Source organism: Nonomuraea sp. NPDC049758, assembly GCF_040674635.1.
Classification (GTDB): Bacteria; Actinomycetota; Actinomycetes; order Streptosporangiales; family Streptosporangiaceae; genus Nonomuraea.
This window is the reverse complement of sequence record NZ_JBFAMZ010000005.1, coordinates 22,260-38,361: the sequence shown is the minus strand read 5'-3', so window position 1 is coordinate 38,361 and position 16,102 is coordinate 22,260. Positions and strand designations below refer to the sequence as shown.

The window sequence follows — 16,102 nt, the reverse complement described above, 5'->3', positions numbered from 1 at the left end:
CCTGACCGGCGATCAGAGCTCGGGGTCGGGGGCGGCGTCCGCGAGGGCGGGCGCCGCCTCCGGCAGGGCGCGGCGCGGCATGAGCAGCGCCACCGCCGCCCCCAGCAGGCAGACGAACGCCGTGAGCAGGAACATCTCGGTGTACTCGACGTGCAGGGCGGCATCGACCTGGGCCAGGTAGTCGGCCAGCCGCCGCTGGTAGGTCTGCGCGTCCACACCGAACGGCAGCGGCGTGTCCAGGTTCGCGGTCAGCGACTGGAACCGGTGGAACCCCCACGCCGACACGCCCGCCACGCCGACGAGCATGCCCATCATCCTGGCCACCACGACCGCCGCCGAGGCGACGCCGTGCTGGACGGCCGGGCTGACCCGCAGGACCGCCGACGAGACCGGCGCGATCACCAGGCCGAGGCCGAGCCCCGCCACGACCAGGTCGGCGTCCACGGCCAGGCCCGCTCCGGCCAGGTCGAGCGGCCAGCGGCTCATCAGCCAGTACCCGGCCGCGGCGAGCAGCAGGCCGGGCACCGCCACCGCGCGTTCGCCGGCCCGCCGGGCCAGCACGCCGCCGAGCAATGCGCCCACGGCCAGCGCGCCGAGGAACCGGGCCAGGACCAGCGCCGCGCCCAGAGCGTCCTTGTCCAGCAGCGTCTGGGCGGCGAACTGCACGAACACCATCGTCACCAGCAGCGCCGCGCCCGCCAGGAAGCTCACGCCCAGCGTCGCCAGCAGCGGCGACTTGCGGGCGGCCGACAGGTCGAGCAGCCGGACGGGGGAGCGGATCTCCCACCAGACGAAGACGCCGCCCGCCACCGCCCCGGCCGCGATCACCGGCGGACCCCACGGCGGCAGCACGGTCGTGGCCGGGTCGGGGTTGTACAGGCCGACGACCAGGAGGGCCAGCGCCAGCGCCAGCAGGGCGCCACCGACGACGTCGACGCGGGCCGTGCCGGAGGGCGGCCGGGCCGGGACCGTACGCTGCACGGCGACGGCGGCCAGGGCGGCGAGGGGCACGTTGACCCAGAAGATGGCGTGCCAGCCGCCCAGCTCCACGCCCGCGACGGCGACCGGCGGGACCAGCGCCAGCACGCCGCCGTACAGGGGGCCGAGGGCGCTGCCCAGCTCCTGCGCCGCGCCCACCGCGCCCAGCGCGAGCGGCCGGTCGCGCGCCTCCCACAGGTCGCCGATCAGCGCCATCGTGATCGGCAGCAGCGCCCCGCCCGCCACGCCCTGCACCGTACGACCCGACACCACCATCGCCTCACCGGCCGCCAGCGCGGTCAGCACCGAGCCGAGCGCGAACGCCGCCAGGCAGGCGTGGATCAGCGGCCGCCGGCCGTAGCGGTCGGAGAGCTGGCCGAGCAGGGGCATCGCGGCGACGTAGCCGAGCAGGAACCCGGTGACGACCGGTGTGACCCGCTCCAGGTGGTTCTGCGGCACGCCGACGTCGTGGGCGATGTCCATCAGGACCGTCACGACCACGTAGGCGTCGAGCGCGGCCAGCAGCACCACCGCGCCGCCCGCGCCGAGCGCGACCCGGCGGGCGCGGTCGGCCGGGACGTTCCGGCTCACCGGGCTCATCCGGACGGGGGCGGCGTGATCGTGACCGGCGCGTCGTAGTCGCTGAACGTCACCGTCACCGTGCCGTTCTGCAGCGGCAGGCTCGCCTTGGTGAGCCTGCCGGTGGCCTTGTCGATCCAGACCTTGCCGTTGACGCCCTGCGTGACGCCCGGGACGATCTGCCCGACGACCTGCCCGGAGAACGTCGTGGCCACCCGGTACGAGCCGTCCTCGACCGCCTCCACCTTGGGGTCGGTCGCCGAGGCGAGCAGCTGCGCGATGCCCTTGCCCGGATCGAGGATCACCGACGGGTCGTAGAACTGGGCGAGCTGCTGCCTGGTCATCGTCTGGAAGCCGCCGGTCGGCCCCTTGAAGTGCACGGTGTCGCCGATGAGGGCGAAGGTGATCTCCTGCAGGGTGCCCAGCACCTCCAGCGTGATCGTGCCGTCGGCGTCGCCCGCCGAGGTGAGCCTGCCGTCGGCCTTCTTGAGCGGCACGTTGGGCTTGCCCTCCGTGGCGATCGAGAAACCGGCCGACCTGACGGCCTTCATGGCCTCCGCGGACTTCTTCATCACCTCGGGCCCGGCGGGGAGCTCGTCACCCCCGCCGCCCCCCGCGGAGCAGGCCGGCATCAGCGCGAGCACGACAACGATCAGCAGCTTTCGGAGCATGAGCGGATCGTAGCGAGCGCCCGGGAACGCCGGTGAGCCGTCGCCGATATCGGTTGGGCCTCAGCGCAGCTTCTTCAGGTGGTCGACGATGGGCCCGAACGCCTGCTCCAGCGCCTCCAGCTGGTCGTCGGTGAGCCGGTCGACGAAATGCTCGCGCACGCTCGCGACGTGGTCGGGCGCCACCCGCTGGATCGTCGCCCAGCCCTCGTCGGTCAGGACGGCGAACGTGCCGCGCCGGTCGTCGCGGCAGTCTTCCCTGGTGACCAGCCCTTTGGCCTCCATACGGGAGATCTGGTGCGACAGCCTGCTGCGCGACTGGATCGTGGCGTCGGCCAGGTCGCTCATCCGCATGCGCCGCTCGGGGCTCTCGGAGAGGTTGACCAGGATCTCGTAGTCGTTCAGCGAGAGCTGGTGCTCCTGCAGCTCGCGGTCGAGGCGGTGCATGAGCAGTTTGTGCAGCGCGAGATGCGTACGCCAGGCACGCTGTTCGGCGGGGGAAAGCCAGCGGGGCGCGCTCATGATCCCCAATCTATCGCACGCCCCCGACGATGCGGCTACCTGCGGGGGGCCGCCGCGCAGGGCCGCCGTACAGTGATCTGATGGAGGAGAAGTCGGGGGAGAGCCTGGCGACCGTGCTGGTCGCGGGCGCCGCGAACCTGACCATCGCCCTGGCCAAGCTCGTCGCGGGGCTGATCGGCGGCTCGGCCGCGATGTTGTCCGAGGCGGCCCACTCGGCCGCCGACACGATGACCGAGCTGCTGCTGCTGGTCTCCGTACGCCGGGCGGGCAAGCCGCCCGACGAGCGCCACCCGTTCGGCTACGGCAAGGCGGGCTTCTTCTGGGCGATGATGGCGGCGGTCGCGACGCTGGTCGGCGGTGCGGGGTTCTCCGTCACCCACGGGCTGCACGAGATCAGCCACGGCGAGAAGCTGGGCAACCTCACGCCGTCCTACGTCGTGCTGGCCGTCTCGTTCGTGATCGAGGGCGTCTCGTTCACGAAGGCGTACTCGCAGTTGCGCGCCGAGGCCGGCCGGTACAAGGTGCATCCGGTGCGGCTGGTGCGGATCACGTCCGACACCGCGCTCAAGGCCGTGCTGTTCGAGGACGCCGCCGCGCTGGTGGGCCTGGTGATCGCGGCGCTCGGGCTGCTCGGCTCGCAGTGGTCCGGCTCGGCCCTGTGGGACGGCGCGGCCTCGGTCGCCATCGGCCTGCTCCTGCTGGTGGTCGCGCTCATCCTGATCCAGTCGAACCTGTCGCTGCTGATCGGCCAGGCCGCCCCCAGGCAGATCGAGGTCGGCATCCGCGCCGTGCTGCTGGCCCAGCCCGAGGTGGACGACGTGGTCGAGCTGCTGACGATGATGATCGGGCCGGGCTCCATCATGATCGCCGCCAAGATCGACTTCCGGGACGAGGCGAGCGCGGCGGGCGTGGAGATCGCCTGCGACGAGATCGACCGGCGGCTGCGCGACCGCTTCTCCGGCGTCACCCTGGTCTTCCTCGACCCCACCCCGACCCGCCGCCGCTGACCGGGCCCTCAGAGCGCCGGGACGGGAATCCGCTCGGCCGGCGTGTCGGTGACGACGGCGACCCTGATGTCCGGGGCGGCCCGCCATTCCAGCAGGTGACCGAACGGCAGCGGGTCGACGCCGGTCGTGCGCAGCTCGTCCAGGGTGAGCTCGCCGCGTTTGACCAGGGCCTCCTTGCGGGTCCAGTGGCGGATCAGGTCGTCGTTGCCGGTCACCAGGGCGCGTTCGGCGGGGGTGAGCGCGTGGTCGGCCAGGCCCTCGTTCAGCGGGCCCGTCGGCACGTGCTCGGCGTCCACGCCGACCCGGCCGGGGCCGGCCGCGGCGCACACGTAGCCGCGGGTGTGGCTGAAGCTCACGCCCAGATCGGGGGCCTCGCGCAGGTACGGCCTGCCGTGGCCGGGGCCGTGCACCTCGCAGTGCTGCAGCAGGGTCAGCCCCTCCGGCGGCAGATCCAGCACGGCCGCGGCGCACAGGCGGACGAGCAGGTGGGCCGCGACGAAACAGGCGCGGTCGGCGGGGAAGACGAACCGGTCGGCGCGTTCGCGCTCGGCCTCGGTCAGCCACGTCTCGGGGGCGCGCACCTCTTCGGGGCGGCCGCCCATTGCCAGGGGGACGATCGTCAGTCCTTCTTCGCCGCGGGGTCGTCGAGCTTGTACTGGTCCTCCGAGGCCGCGCCGAGCACGGTCACGTCCTGGACCTTCCAAGCGCCCTTCTGCTTCACAAGCGTGATCTTAAGGTGCGAATCCTTCACCGAGCGAATCGCCTGCGCGGTGTTCACCTGCTGGTCCACGACGACGATGGCGTGCGCGGTGGCCTCGCCGGCGTCGGCCAGATAGACCTCGCGGACCTTGGCCTGGGAGACGGCCTTGAGCTTGACGATCACCTGGGACATCGCGCCGCCGAACGCCGCGTCGTAGGTGGCCTGGAAGTCGCCCGTGGCCTGGGCGGACAGGGACGAGCGGGTGCTCTGGAGGTCCTTGTAGTCGTAGCTGAGCAGGGCCTGGCCGAAGGCGCTCGCGGCGCCGGAGACCTCCAGGCGCAGGGCGCGCTCGCTCTCCAGGCGGGCCAGCGCCTCCCGGGCCCGGGAGGCGTCGATCCACTGCGGCACGGCCGCGGCCGCGACGGCCGCCGCCAGCATCGCCGCCAGCGCGCCGAGCACCCGCCCCCGCGTGAACCGCCCGGCCACCGTCGCACCCGCCCCCGCCGCCTCCCGGCCGCTCTCTGCCTCGGCGGAAGCCTCGGTGAGAGCCTCGGTGGCGGTCTCCGGAGGTGCCTCGGTGTCCGGGATGGCGGGGGCGGTGAGGTGGCGGTCGGCGGTCATGGTGACTCCTCACGGCGGCGGGCTGCCCGGCCCGCCGCGATCCAGCCCACGATGCCAGCCCAGGACGCACCTTGTCAGTCGCCCACGAAAAGTGACCGGGCCGTCACGAACGGACGACGTTCATCCAGGACTCGATCTCGTCGGGGTGGCGGGGGAGGGCCTTCGACATCAGGGTGGCGCCCTCGGCGGTGACCACCAGGTCGTCCTCGATGCGGATGCCCATGCCGCGCAGCTCGGCGGGCAGCGTCAGGTCGTCGGGCTGGAAGTACAGGCCCGGCTCGACCGTCAGGACGTTGCCCTCCTCCAGCACGCCGTCGAGGTAGACCTCGGCCCGCGACCTGGCGCAGTCGTGCACGTCGAGGCCGAGCATGTGGCCGCTGCTGCACAGCGTGTAGCGCCGGTACAGGCCCGACTCCATGAGGGCGTCGGGGGAGTCCTTCAGCAGGCCCCAGTCGTGCAGGCCCTCGCAGATGACGCGCATGGCCGCCAGGTGGAAGTCGCGGAAGCTCGCGCCGGGCTTCAGCGCCCCGATGCCGGCGTCCTGGGCGGCCAGCACCAGCTCGTACGCCTGCCGCTGCGCCGGGGTGAACCGGCCCGACAGCGGGAACGTCCGGGTGACGTCGGCGGTGTAGAGGGTGTCGGTCTCGACGCCGGCGTCCAGCAGGAGCAGGTCGCCCTCGGCCAGCGCGCCGTCGTTGCGGATCCAGTGGAGCACGCAGGCGTGGGCGCCGGAGGCCACGATGCTGTCGTAGCCGACCGCGTTCCCCTCCAGGCGCGAGCGCAGCCCGAAGACGCCCTCCAGGTAACGCTCGCCGCGCGGGTGGCCGAGGGCCGCGGGCAGGGCGCGCACGACGTCCTCGAAGCCGCGCACGGTGGCGTCCACGGCCGACTGCAGCTCGCCGACCTCCCACTCGTCCTTGACCAGCCGCATCTCCGACAGGAACACCTCCAGCTCGGCGTCGCGGCCGCCCGCCGGCACCAGCGCGTCGACGGAGGCGTCGACGCCGCGCAGCACCCGGGCCGGGCCCTCGGAGCGCAGGTCGCGGATATGCGCGCACTCGATCTGGTACAGCTCCGACGCCTCGGCCAGGTCGGGCCTGCGGCCCACCCAGAACTCGCCGTAGCGGCGGTCGCGGTAGAACTCCTCGCCCTCCTCGCGCGGCGAGCGCGGGCGCACGTACAGCACGGCCTGCCCGGACGGCTCGATGACCAGCACGTCGCCGGGCTCGCCCGCGCCCGTCAGGTAGGAGTACGCGCTGTGCGGACGGAACCGGTAGTCGCTGTCGTTGCTGCGCACCTTGAGCGTGCCCGACGGGACGACCAGCCGCTCACCGGGGAAGCGCGCGGCCAGCGCCGCCCTGCGCCGGGCCGCCCAGGGAGCGATCGGCAGCGCGGTCACGCCGGTGCGCCGGGTGTCGGCCCAGCCGGTGCGCATGAACGCGGCCAGCTCCGGGGTGATGGGCAGGTCGTGGCTTCCGGTGTTGAGCTGCTCGGTCATCGATGCCTTCCACGTCGTCGGAGATGCGGCAAGTCAGCCTACGTGACCGCTTGACGGGGTCCCCACTCGGTTGTTTGCCTGTGAGGACCGGGCATAAGCCGGCCCTCGGCCGGGGACAACGGGAGCAGAGGTGGTGCACATGCTCATCGGGACGATCCTGCGCAACAAGGGAAGCGCTGTCACCACGGTGGCGCCGGCGGCGACAGTACGGGAACTGCTCGGCAAGCTCGCCGACCACAACATCGGCGCGGTCGTCGTCTCCACCGACGGCACGACGATCCAGGGGATCGTCTCCGAGCGCGACGTGGTGCGGCGGCTGCACGACCGGGGCCCCGAGATCCTCGACGCGCCGGTCTCCTCGATCATGACGACCGAGGTCCGCACGGCCGGGCCCGGCGACAACGTCGACGAGCTGCGCCGCACGATGACCACCCACCGGTTCCGCCACATGCCCGTGGTCGAGAACGGCCGCCTGGTGGGCATCGTCAGCATCGGCGACGTGGTCAAGAGCGCGATCGAGGAGCTGGAGACGGAGAAGGCGTCGCTCGTCGACTACCTCCACCGCTGACCGGGGCGTTGACAGGGGCGTCGATGGAGATGGCACCCTTGGGTCCGTGACGTACGGCCCCCCTGAGCCCCCTCGGGCGACGAGCAGTCCGCCGATCATCCTGCTCGTGTCCGGGCTGGCCGCCGTGGTGGCCTTCATCCTGGGCATCTTCGTCGGGTACGGCGCGGAGGGCTCGTCGGCCTCGCCGGCCCCCAGGGTCACGGTGACGGTCGAGGGCACCGGGCCGCCCTCGGCCTCCGTCCCCGCCACCCAGCCCGCCCCGACGGACGCCCCGCAGACCGGCCCCCTCCAGACGGACCCCCTCCAGACCGGCCCTGCTCAGACCGGCCCGGCCCAAACCGGTCCCACGCAACCTGGACCGGCACAGACCGGTCCCACGCAGCCCGGACCCGCGCAGACCGGGCCGATGGCCGGGATGCGCACGTTCGTCGTGGGCGTGGACATGCAGCCCGGCACCTACCGGACGACCGGTCCCGTCGCGGGCTCCACGAACTGCTTCTGGGCCCGGCTGAACAGCACGTCCCCCGACCTCGGCGCGGTGATCAACGCGGGCGCGCCGACCGGCCCGGCGAGCGTCACCATCGAGCCGGGCGACAAGGCGTTCCAGACGGCCGGATGCGCACAGTGGACCAAGGCGTGACGGCTGCCGTGACCGGTGGGTTCGACCTCCTGGTCGTCGGCGACGCCAACCCCGACATCGTGCTGACGGGCGCGCCGCGCGACCTGGCGTACGGCCAGCGCGAACAGCTCGTCGCGGGCGGCGACCTGGTCCTCGGCGGGTCCGGCGCGATCACCGCGTGCGGGGCCGCCAGGCTCGGCCTGCGCACCGCCTTCGCCGGCGTTTCGTGCTCGGCGCGCTGGCCGAGCGCGGGGTGGACGTCTCCCACTGCGTCTCCGACCCCGAGCACCACGGCCATGACCGTGGTGCTCGCCGACGGGACGGACCGGGCCATCCTCACCTCGCCGGGCTGCCTGCCGTACCTGACCGCCGCGGACGTGCCGCGCGGCCTGGCCCGGCACGTGCACGTGTCGTCGTACTTCCTGCAGCCGGGACTGGCGGACGGGCTGCCCGCGCTGCTGGCGGAGCTGCGCGCGGCGGGCGCCACGACCTCGCTGGACACCAACGACGACCCGGCCGGCCGCTGGGACGGCCTGGCGGACGTGCTCGCCGCCACCGACGTGTTCCTGCCCAACGCCGGCGAGGCCAGGGCGATCGCGGCCCGCCTGTCCGGCGTCCGTGACGGGCCGCTGGAGGCCGTCGCGGCGCGGCTGGGCGCCCTCGGACCGGCCGTCGTCGTCAAGGACGGCGCGGCCGGCGGCACCGCCGCCCAACCCACCTGGGACGACCTGTGAAGACCGCCCCGCCGTGTCGTTGCGCGGGTGAGTCCCGCTGGAGGAGGATGCGCTCAGCCCAACAAGGAGGATGACATGTCGGTGTTGCAGAGCTTCCTGGACAGCGTGCGCGGCGGTGCCATCGAGGTGGTCGACCTCACCGCGCCCCTGTCCTCCGAGACGCCGATCCTCCAGTTGCCCGAGCCGTTCGGCAACACCATCCCGTTCCGGCTGGAGGAGATCAGCCGTTACGACGACCGCGGCCCCGCCTGGTACTGGAACGACATCCACACCGGCGAGCACTCCGGCACCCACTTCGACGCGCCCGTCCACTGGGTCACCGCCCGCGACGGCCAGGACGTCTCCCAGGTGCCCGTACGCAGCCTGATCGCGCCCGCGATCGTGCTCGACTTCGCCGCCGAGGCGGCCAAGGACCCCGACTTCCTCCTGCAGATCGACCACGTCAAGGAATGGGAACGCGCCAACGGCCCGCTGCCCGACGGCGGCTGGCTGCTCTACCGCACCGGCTGGGACGCCCGCTCCGCCGACCAGGCCGCCTTCCTCAACGCCGACGAGACCGGCCCCCACTCGCCGGGCATCTCGGTCGAGTGCGCGTCCTGGCTGGCCGCCGAGACCCCGATCCTCGGGCTCGGCGTGGAGACCGTCGGCACCGACGCCGGGGCCGCCCACTCCTTCGACCCGCCCTTCCCCTGTCACTCCTTCCTGCTCGGCGCGGGCAAGTACGGCCTGACCCAGCTCCGCAACCTCGACCGCCTGCCGGTGACCGGGGCCGCCGTGGTCGCCCCGCCGCTGCCCATCGTGGGCGGCTCCGGCAGCCCCGTCCGCGTCCTGGCCCTGGTGGAACGTTGACCGTCCCGGAGACGGCGGCCGCTGCGGTCGGCCGGGCGCTGGCCGCCGGCGGCGTCCGCACGGCGTTCGGGGTGGTCGGCAGCGGCAACTTCCACGTCACGAACGCGCTGGTCGAGCACGGCGTGCGGTTCGTCGCCGCGCGGCACGAGGGCGGGGCGGCGACCATGGCCGACGCCTACGCCAGGATGAGCGGCGAGGTCGGCGTCGTCACGGTCCACCAGGGGCCCGGGCTGACCAACGCGATGACGGGGATCGCCGAGGCGGCCAAGAGCCGTACGCCGATGATCGTCCTGGCCGGTGAGGCGACGGACGCGCGCTCCAACTTCCACATCGACCAGGACGCCCTGGCCGCGGCGGTCGGCGCGGTCCCCATGCGCCTCACGGACGCCGCGCGGGCCGAGGAGCAGGCGCTCGAAGCCTTCCGCGTGGCCTCGCAGGAACGCCGCACGGTCCTGCTGAACCTGCCGCTCGACGTGCAGTCCGCCCCCTCCCGCTCCCGCGCCCCCGCACCTGCCCTGACCGGCGCGGCCGGATCCGACCGGGCAGCCGCACTGGACACGACGGCCGGATCCGACCGGGCAGCCGCGGACGACGCGACGGCCGAGCTGCGGCGGCTGCTGGCCGGGGCGCGGCGGCCGGTGTTCGTCGCGGGCCGTGGCGCCCGGCACGCCCGCCGCGAGCTGGAGGCGCTGGCCGACCGCACCGGCGCCCTGCTGGCCACCTCCGCCGTCGCCAAGGGCCTGTTCCGCGGCAGCCCCTGGGACCTCGACGTGAGCGGCGGCTTCGCCACCCCGCTGGCCGCCGAGCTGATCCGCGGCGCGGACCTGATCGTCGGCTGGGGCTGCGCCCTCAACATGTGGACGACCCGCCACGGCACGCTGATCCCGCCGGAGGCGAAGGTGGCGCAGGTCGACCTCGACCCGGCGGCCGTCGGCGCGCACGTCCGGGCCGACCTGGGCGTGGTCGGGGACGTCCGCGCCGTGGCGGCGGCCCTGACCGGGCCGGGCGGCGCCGCGCCGGGTTACCGGTCGGCCGAGCTGGCCCGGCGGATCAGGGACGAGGGGCGCTGGCGCGCGGTGCCGTACCGGGACGAGAGCGGCGCGGGCCGCATCGACCCGAGAACGCTCACCATCGCCCTGGACGACCTGCTCCCGAGCGAGCGCGTCGTGTCCGTCGACTCGGGCAACTTCATGGGATACCCCTCGATGTTCCTGGACGTGCCGGACGCGGGCGGGTTCTGCTTCACCCAGGCGTTCCAGTCGGTCGGGCTCGGCCTGGCGACCGCGATCGGGGCCGCCCTGGCCCGTCCGGACCGGCTCCCGGTGGCCGCCCTGGGCGACGGCGGCGCGTTCATGGGCATCGCCGAGCTGGAGACCGTCGTCCGGCTGGGGCTGCCCATGGTGGTCGTGGTCTACGACGACGAGGCGTACGGGGCGGAGGTGCACCACTTCGGGCCGCACGGGCATCCGCTCGGCACGGTCCGCTTCCCGCCCGCCGACCTGGCCGCGATCGCCCGGGGCCACGGGTTCGCGGCGGTGACCGTCACGGACGCCGCCGGGCTGGCGGGCGTGGCCGAATGGCTCAAGGGGCCCAGGGACCGCCCGTTGCTGGTGCACGCCAAGATCACCGGGGAACATGGCTCCTGGTGGCTGGAGGAGGCCTTCAAGGGCCACTGAGCGGGGCCAGGGACGGGGGCGGTCAGAGTTTGCGGTAGGTGCGGGCCTCTTCGGCGGCGGCCAGCACCTCCGCCAGTGACCCGCCCGTGCACGCCGCCACGCACGCCGCCACCGCCCCCTCCACGAACGGCACGTCCGCGATCACCACCCGCCCGTCCTCCTCCAGCAGCCGGGCGGTCAGCACCGAGCTGCCGAGGTCGGGGATGATCAGCACGCCGTCGCCCCGGTCCACGCTGCGCACCGCCTGCTCGACGAGGTCGAAGCTGGTGCCCAGGCCGCCGTCCGCGGTGCCGCCGGCCGCCGCCACCGGCACGGGCTCCGCGGCGATCCCCAGGGCCAGCGCCGCCGTCTCGGCCGCCAGCCCGGCACTGTGCGAAACCAGCACCACCCCGACCATCAGCCCTCCGCCCGCCCCTGGCCCGCTGCGCGGTTCCGGGCCACCGTGGCCAGGGCGCGCATGATCAGGGCCGCCGAGGCCGCTCCCGGGTCCTCGTGGCCCACGCTGCGTTCGCCCAGGTAGCTGGCCCGGCCCTTGCGGGCCTGGAGGGGGATCGTCTCGCGCGCGCCCTCGGCCGCCGCGTCCGCCGCCCGTTCGAACGCCTCCAGCGCCCCGATGCCGTCCCGTACGGCCAGGGCCAGCGACCGGGAGGCCGGGACCAGCGCGTCCACCATGGTCTTGTCGCCCACGGCCGCCTTGCCCAGCCGTTCCAGCGCGACCACTCCCTCCTCGAACGCCGCCTCGAAGCGGGCCAGCGTCACCGGGGACTCCAGCGTCCGGCCCATCTGGCGGAACATCGACCCGTACAGCGGGCCGGAGGCGCCGCCGACGCGGCGGATGAGGGCCGTGCCCGCGTCGGTCAGCACCTGCCCGGGGGAGCCCGGCGGCCGGTCGGCCAGCGCCTTGGCGACCTCGGTGAAGCCGCGGTCGAGGTTCGCGCCGTGGTCGGCGTCGCCGATGGCCGCGTCGAGGTCCGTCAGCCGTTCGCGGTCGCGGCGGACCAGCCGGGCCGCCTCGTCGAGCCAGTCCGCGAAGAAGCGGGTGTCCATCAACGCCCCCAGCGCAGCGCCGGGGTCTCGACGGGCGCGTCCCAGAGCCGGATGAGCGGGTCGTCGACCCGGCACACGGTGACCGAGAAGCCCTGCATGTCCAGGCTCGTCACGTAGTTGCCGACGAGCGAGCGGGCCACCCGCGCGTCCTTGCCCTTCACGAACGCCGCGACCTCGGCGAACAGCACGTACAGCTCCATGAGCGGGGTGCCGCCCATGCCGTTGACCATGACCAGCAGGTCGCCGCGGAGCGGCAGGTCGCTGTGCAGTGCCTCCATGGCGACGGCGGCCAGCTCGCGGGCCGAGGCCATCGGCGCCCGCGTGCGGCCGGGCTCGCCGTGGATGCCGATGCCCAGCTCCACGTCCGTCTCGGGCAGGTCGAACGTCGGCTTGCCCGCCGACGGCGTCGTGCACGAGGTCAGCGCGATGCCGAAGGACCTGCTGCGCTCGTTCACCTCGGCGGCCACCCTGGCCACCTCGGTCAGCGGCGCGCCCTCCTCGGCCAGCGCGCCGGCGATCTTCTCCACGAACAGCGTCGCGCCCGTGCCGCGCCGCCCGGCCGTGTAGAGCGAGTTCTGGACGGCCACGTCGTCGTCGACCAGCACGGAGGCCACGTCGTTGTCCTCGGCCAGCTCGGCGGCCATCTCGAAGTTGAGCACGTCGCCGGTGTAGTTCTTGACGATGTGCAGCACCCCGGCGCCGCCGTCGACGGCCTTGGTGGCCTCGATGATCTGGTCGGGCACGGGCGAGGTGAAGATCTCGCCGGGGCAGGCGGCGTCCAGCATGCCGTGGCCGACGAACCCGGCGTGCAGCGGCTCGTGGCCCGAGCCGCCGCCCGACACCAGCCCCACCTTGCCGGGGCGCGGCCCCGCGGCCCGGTAGACCACGCGGTTCTGGACCCTCAGCGCGGGATGGGCCGCGGCCATGCCGTTCAGCGCGTCCTCCACCACGGAGTCGGCGGTGTTGATGAGCTTCTTCATGGTCAAAACATCTGCCCGTTCTCACGGGAGGGCAAGCGCCGCCGCGTGAACAGGGGGGATGTCCTACGATCTCGTGACCCGAGCCGATCTTTTCCGGGCGGGACGAGGTCTCCCGGGTGGCCTGCCGACCGGCGTGAGTAGGCTACCTTCTGCTCATGGCTGAGATTGTGTACCCGCCGGTGATCGCCGCCGCGCGGACCCTCTTTCGCGTGCTCGACTACCGCTTCCACATGGAGGGCACCGAGCACGTGCCGCGGACCGGGGGAGCGGTGCTGGTGAGCAATCACATCAGCTATCTCGACTTCATCTTCGCGGGGTTCGCCGCGGTGCCGTCCAAGCGGCTGGTGCGCTTCATGGCCAAGCAGGACGTCTTCGACCACCGTGTCTCCGGGCCGCTGATGCGCGGCATGCACCACATCCCGGTCGACCGCGGGGCCGGGGCCGGCTCGTACGCCACCGCGCTGCGCAAGCTCAAGGCCGGTGAGGTGGTGGGCGTCTTCGCCGAGGCCACGATCAGCCGCTCCTTCACCGTCAAGGAGATCAAGAACGGCGCGATCCGCATGGCCCAGGCCACCAACGTGCCGGTCATCCCGGTCGCCCTGTGGGGCAGTCAGCGATTGTGGACCAAGGGCCGCCCCAAGCAGCTCACCCAGCGGCACGTGCCGATCACCATCCTGGTGGGTGAGCCGTTCCACCCCAAGCGCGGGGAAGACGTCAACCAGCACACCGTCGACCTGCACACGCGCCTGTCGGAGCTGGTCGACCGGGCGCAGCGCACCTATCCCGAGGTGCCGCCGGGCGTGTGGTGGCAGCCCGCGCACCTGGGCGGCACCGCGCCCACGCCCGAGGAGGCGGCCGCCATGGACGCCGCCGAGGCCGAGGCCCGCGCCCAGAGGGACTGAGCCCGCCTGAGCCCGCCTGAACCGGTCAGATGGCGGCCTGGTAGGCGCTGGCGCGCATGCCCGCCAGCAGGCCCGCCGTCTGCTCCGGCGTGTAGCGGCGCACCGGGTCGTGGTGGAGCAGCCCCTCGATGAGCGGGCGCATCACCCCGGCCCGCCGCGGCGGCGGGTACGGGCCGCTGCGGGCCATGCCGAGCACCGTGGCCGCGTCCTGCCCGGGGTAGGGCGGCTGGCCCTCGACGGCGCTGTAGAGCGTCGCGCCGAAGGACCACATGTCGGCCTCCTTGCTGGCCGGCCCGCCGTGCAGCCGCTCCGGGGCCATGAACGCGGGCGTCCCGCGCAGCCGCCGCGAGGTCGTCATGCGGATGTCGCCCTCGGCCGTGGCGATGCCGAAGTCGGTCAGCACCACGCGGTCGCCGGTCAGCATCACGTTCGCGGGCTTGACGTCGCGATGGAGCACGCCGGCCTTGTGCGCGGTGCGCAGCGCGGCGAGCAGGTGCTGGCCGATCGCCACCACCGACTGCGCGGGCAACGTGCCCACCTGGGAGAGCAGCTGGTGGAGTGAGAGCCCGTGCAGGTACTCCATCACGATCCAGAGCTTGCCGCCCACTTCCATCAGGTCGTGGACCGTGACGATGTTGGGGTGCGTCAGGCCGGCCGCCATCCGGGCCTCACGCAGCACCCGGCGGCGAACCATCTCGGCCTCACCGGCCAGAGTCAGCTCCTTCAACGCCACCTCTCGGTGGAGGAGCCGATCGAACGCCCGCCAGACGACTCCCATACCCCCACGACCGGCCTCCTCGTTCAGGAGGTACCGTCCGCCGATCTCCCGCATACCATCCCCTCAAGCTCGGGGATAATCATGTCATCTCCGCACACGGCATAGGGTGCCTAACGTGATCTGGATATGTCGGGAAGTGTAGGTTCGCTGGTCAGCGCCGCAGAAATTCGCCCAGGCAGGGCGCGCCACACGAGCCCTACCGCCACCAGGCACAGCCCCGCGGCCCCGGCCAGGACGGCGGCCAGCCCGAACAGGTCACCCGCCAGGCCGCCGAGCGCCGCGCCCACCGGCATGCCGCCCATGCCGACCAGCCGGTAGGCGGAGTTCACCCGTCCCAGCATCTCGCCGGGGATCAGCCGCTGGCGGATCGAGACGACCAGCACGTTGGCCGCCGCCCCCGTCACGCCCCACACCACCGCGACCGGGTACAGCGCCCACGGCGACGGCACGAGCATGGGGACGAGCAGCAGCAGGCTGCTGACCAGCCACGCCCCGACCAGCGTGCCGGCCTCGCCGATCAGCCGCGTGACCGGCCCGGTCAGCGGTGAGCCGAGCACCGCGCCGGCCGCGAACGCGGTCATCATGAGGCCGTAGCCGCTCGGGTCGAGGCCGATGCGCGACCCGTCGCCGACGGCCCACAGGACGAAGACGGCGAAGTATCCGGCGCTGGCCAGGTTCAGCATGCCCGCGGAGATCGCCAGTTTGCGCAGCAGCCGGTGGGCCCACAGGTAGCGCAGCGCCTCGGCGATGTCGGCGCGCAGCGGGCGGCGCGGCCCGGACGCGGCCGGAGCGGCCCGGAAGGAGCCGGCCATGCCGGTCAGCAGCAGGGCGGCGGCGGCGTACAGGAGGGCGGGGGCGCCGAAGAGGGCGGCGGGCAGCAGGCCGGCGAGCAGCCCGGCCACCGGCGCGCCGACGAAGTCGTTGCCGACGGTCTGGACGCCGACGATCCGGGCGTTGGCCCTGGTGAGGTCGTCCTTGGCGACGGTCATGGGCAGGACGGACTGCGCCGAGGTGTCGGCGAAGACCTCGCTCACCCCGGCCGCGAAGACCACCGCGAGCAGCGTCCACAGGTTCAGCAGGCCCGCCGTCGCCAGCAGCGCAGCCACCGCCAGCACCGCCGTACGCGCGGCGTTGGCCAGCGTCATGATCCGGCGGCGGTCGACCCGGTCGGCCACGGCCCCCGCGTGCAGCGCCAGCAGCAGCCAGGGCGCGGTCGCGGCGGCCCCGGCCAGCGACACCAGCGTGGGGGAGCGGGTCATGGACACGGCCAGCAGCGGCGCGCCGACCCGCAGGACACCGTCGGCCAGGTTCGACAGCGCGGTGGACGACCACAGGAACCAGAAGGCCCGCCCGAGACGGTTCACGACTCACTCCGA

General features: G+C 73.5%; 18 protein-coding genes. 7 read left to right on the top strand and 11 right to left on the bottom strand.

The window, feature by feature from the left end:
• Positions 1–12: 12 nt before the first annotated feature.
• Genes AB0J46_RS14470 through AB0J46_RS14460 form a run of 3 tightly spaced genes read right to left on the bottom strand, consistent with a single transcriptional unit; the run spans position 13 to position 2,747 of the window.
• A complete protein-coding gene (locus tag AB0J46_RS14470) occupies positions 13–1,569 on the bottom strand; it encodes an MFS transporter (protein ID WP_364331068.1) in 1,557 nt (518 codons plus the stop codon).
• Positions 1,570–1,574: 5 nt separating this feature from the next.
• Positions 1,575–2,228, bottom strand: coding sequence for an LppX_LprAFG lipoprotein (locus AB0J46_RS14465; protein WP_364331065.1), 654 nt, complete (start codon positions 2,226–2,228; stop codon positions 1,575–1,577).
• Positions 2,229–2,288: 60 nt separating this feature from the next.
• Positions 2,289–2,747: a MarR family transcriptional regulator gene (locus tag AB0J46_RS14460; RefSeq protein ID WP_352321897.1), complete on the bottom strand. Its 459-nt coding sequence runs from the start codon at positions 2,745–2,747 to the stop codon at positions 2,289–2,291.
• Between the two features lie 80 nt (positions 2,748–2,827).
• Between AB0J46_RS14460 and AB0J46_RS14455 the strand changes: the two genes are divergently transcribed.
• Positions 2,828–3,754 carry a cation diffusion facilitator family transporter gene (locus AB0J46_RS14455; protein ID WP_364331061.1) on the top strand — a complete coding sequence of 309 codons (927 nt, stop codon included), beginning with the start codon at positions 2,828–2,830 and terminating at the stop codon, positions 3,752–3,754.
• Positions 3,755–3,762: 8 nt separating this feature from the next.
• Here the strand turns inward: AB0J46_RS14455 and AB0J46_RS14450 are convergent, their stop codons facing one another.
• From AB0J46_RS14450 to AB0J46_RS14440, 3 genes are all read right to left on the bottom strand, one after another.
• Positions 3,763–4,356: a 4'-phosphopantetheinyl transferase superfamily protein gene (locus tag AB0J46_RS14450; RefSeq protein WP_364331058.1), complete on the bottom strand. Its 594-nt coding sequence runs from the start codon at positions 4,354–4,356 to the stop codon at positions 3,763–3,765.
• 17 nt (positions 4,357–4,373) lie between these two features.
• A complete protein-coding gene (locus AB0J46_RS14445) occupies positions 4,374–5,075 on the bottom strand; it encodes a hypothetical protein (RefSeq protein WP_364331055.1) in 702 nt (233 codons plus the stop codon).
• Positions 5,076–5,178: 103 nt separating this feature from the next.
• Complete coding sequence (locus AB0J46_RS14440; RefSeq protein WP_364331052.1) at positions 5,179–6,573, bottom strand: aminopeptidase P family protein; 1,395 nt, start codon at positions 6,571–6,573, stop codon at positions 5,179–5,181.
• A gap of 139 nt (positions 6,574–6,712) precedes the next feature.
• On the opposite strand from AB0J46_RS14440, the gene AB0J46_RS14435 reads away from it, so the two are divergent.
• The 5 genes from AB0J46_RS14435 (at position 6,713) to AB0J46_RS14415 (ending at position 11,019) form a co-directional block, all read left to right on the top strand.
• Positions 6,713–7,141, top strand: a complete 429-nt coding sequence (locus tag AB0J46_RS14435) for a CBS domain-containing protein (protein WP_364331049.1) — start codon at positions 6,713–6,715, stop codon at positions 7,139–7,141.
• Between the two features lie 46 nt (positions 7,142–7,187).
• The gene (locus tag AB0J46_RS14430) at positions 7,188–7,781 is read left to right on the top strand and encodes a hypothetical protein (RefSeq protein WP_364331046.1); all 594 of its coding nucleotides are present in this window, start codon (positions 7,188–7,190) and stop codon (positions 7,779–7,781) included.
• On the top strand, positions 7,778–8,494 hold the full coding sequence (locus AB0J46_RS14425; protein WP_364331043.1) for a carbohydrate kinase family protein: 717 nt from the start codon (positions 7,778–7,780) through the stop codon (positions 8,492–8,494). The genes AB0J46_RS14430 and AB0J46_RS14425 overlap by 4 nt, the downstream gene beginning before the upstream one ends.
• A 75-nt stretch (positions 8,495–8,569) precedes the next feature.
• Positions 8,570–9,343 carry a cyclase family protein gene (locus tag AB0J46_RS14420; RefSeq protein ID WP_364331040.1) on the top strand — a complete coding sequence of 258 codons (774 nt, stop codon included), beginning with the start codon at positions 8,570–8,572 and terminating at the stop codon, positions 9,341–9,343.
• Positions 9,340–11,019 (top strand): thiamine pyrophosphate-binding protein, encoded by a 1,680-nt coding sequence (locus AB0J46_RS14415; protein WP_364331037.1) that lies wholly within the window; start codon positions 9,340–9,342, stop codon positions 11,017–11,019. Before AB0J46_RS14420 ends, AB0J46_RS14415 begins: the two co-directional genes overlap by 4 nt.
• A gap of 22 nt (positions 11,020–11,041) precedes the next feature.
• On the opposite strand, the gene AB0J46_RS14410 is transcribed toward AB0J46_RS14415, so the two are convergent.
• From AB0J46_RS14410 to dhaK, 3 genes are read right to left on the bottom strand one after another with little or no spacing between them, the layout of a single operon-like run.
• The gene (locus AB0J46_RS14410) at positions 11,042–11,404 is read right to left on the bottom strand and encodes a phosphoenolpyruvate--protein phosphotransferase (RefSeq protein WP_364331034.1); all 363 of its coding nucleotides are present in this window, start codon (positions 11,402–11,404) and stop codon (positions 11,042–11,044) included.
• A gap of 11 nt (positions 11,405–11,415) precedes the next feature.
• Positions 11,416–12,066 (bottom strand): dihydroxyacetone kinase subunit DhaL, encoded by a 651-nt coding sequence (gene dhaL / locus AB0J46_RS14405; protein ID WP_364331031.1) that lies wholly within the window; start codon positions 12,064–12,066, stop codon positions 11,416–11,418.
• Positions 12,066–13,046 (bottom strand): dihydroxyacetone kinase subunit DhaK, encoded by a 981-nt coding sequence (dhaK, locus tag AB0J46_RS14400; RefSeq protein ID WP_364331028.1) that lies wholly within the window; start codon positions 13,044–13,046, stop codon positions 12,066–12,068. The genes dhaL and dhaK overlap by 1 nt, the downstream gene beginning before the upstream one ends.
• A 155-nt stretch (positions 13,047–13,201) precedes the next feature.
• Between dhaK and AB0J46_RS14395 the strand changes: the two genes are divergently transcribed.
• Positions 13,202–13,948, top strand: a complete 747-nt coding sequence (locus AB0J46_RS14395; protein WP_352358146.1) for a lysophospholipid acyltransferase family protein — start codon at positions 13,202–13,204, stop codon at positions 13,946–13,948.
• A gap of 25 nt (positions 13,949–13,973) precedes the next feature.
• On the opposite strand, the gene AB0J46_RS14390 is transcribed toward AB0J46_RS14395, so the two are convergent.
• Together AB0J46_RS14390 and AB0J46_RS14385 are read right to left on the bottom strand one after the other, a co-directional pair.
• Positions 13,974–14,780: a serine/threonine-protein kinase gene (locus tag AB0J46_RS14390; protein ID WP_352358144.1), complete on the bottom strand. Its 807-nt coding sequence runs from the start codon at positions 14,778–14,780 to the stop codon at positions 13,974–13,976.
• A 56-nt stretch (positions 14,781–14,836) separates the two neighbouring features.
• Positions 14,837–16,090, bottom strand: coding sequence for an MFS transporter (locus tag AB0J46_RS14385; protein ID WP_364331025.1), 1,254 nt, complete (start codon positions 16,088–16,090; stop codon positions 14,837–14,839).
• Positions 16,091–16,102: the final 12 nt, after the last annotated feature.

Bases quoted from the DNA above. Each gene is read 5' to 3' on its own strand.
- AB0J46_RS14465 (WP_364331065.1), bottom strand. From the start codon at position 2,228: ATGCTCCGAAAGCTGCTGATCGTTGTCGTGCTCGCGCTGATGCCGGCC.
- AB0J46_RS14460 (WP_352321897.1), bottom strand. From the start codon at position 2,747: ATGAGCGCGCCCCGCTGGCTTTCCCCCGCCGAACAGCGTGCCTGGCGT.
- AB0J46_RS14455 (WP_364331061.1), top strand. From the start codon at position 2,828: ATGGAGGAGAAGTCGGGGGAGAGCCTGGCGACCGTGCTGGTCGCGGGC.
- AB0J46_RS14450 (WP_364331058.1), bottom strand. From the start codon at position 4,356: ATGGGCGGCCGCCCCGAAGAGGTGCGCGCCCCCGAGACGTGGCTGACC.
- AB0J46_RS14445 (WP_364331055.1), bottom strand. From the start codon at position 5,075: ATGACCGCCGACCGCCACCTCACCGCCCCCGCCATCCCGGACACCGAG.
- AB0J46_RS14440 (WP_364331052.1), bottom strand. From the start codon at position 6,573: ATGACCGAGCAGCTCAACACCGGAAGCCACGACCTGCCCATCACCCCG.
- AB0J46_RS14435 (WP_364331049.1), top strand. From the start codon at position 6,713: ATGCTCATCGGGACGATCCTGCGCAACAAGGGAAGCGCTGTCACCACG.
- AB0J46_RS14420 (WP_364331040.1), top strand. From the start codon at position 8,570: ATGTCGGTGTTGCAGAGCTTCCTGGACAGCGTGCGCGGCGGTGCCATC.
- dhaL (WP_364331031.1), bottom strand. From the start codon at position 12,066: ATGGACACCCGCTTCTTCGCGGACTGGCTCGACGAGGCGGCCCGGCTG.
- dhaK (WP_364331028.1), bottom strand. From the start codon at position 13,046: ATGAAGAAGCTCATCAACACCGCCGACTCCGTGGTGGAGGACGCGCTG.
- AB0J46_RS14395 (WP_352358146.1), top strand. From the start codon at position 13,202: ATGGCTGAGATTGTGTACCCGCCGGTGATCGCCGCCGCGCGGACCCTC.
- AB0J46_RS14390 (WP_352358144.1), bottom strand. From the start codon at position 14,780: ATGCGGGAGATCGGCGGACGGTACCTCCTGAACGAGGAGGCCGGTCGT.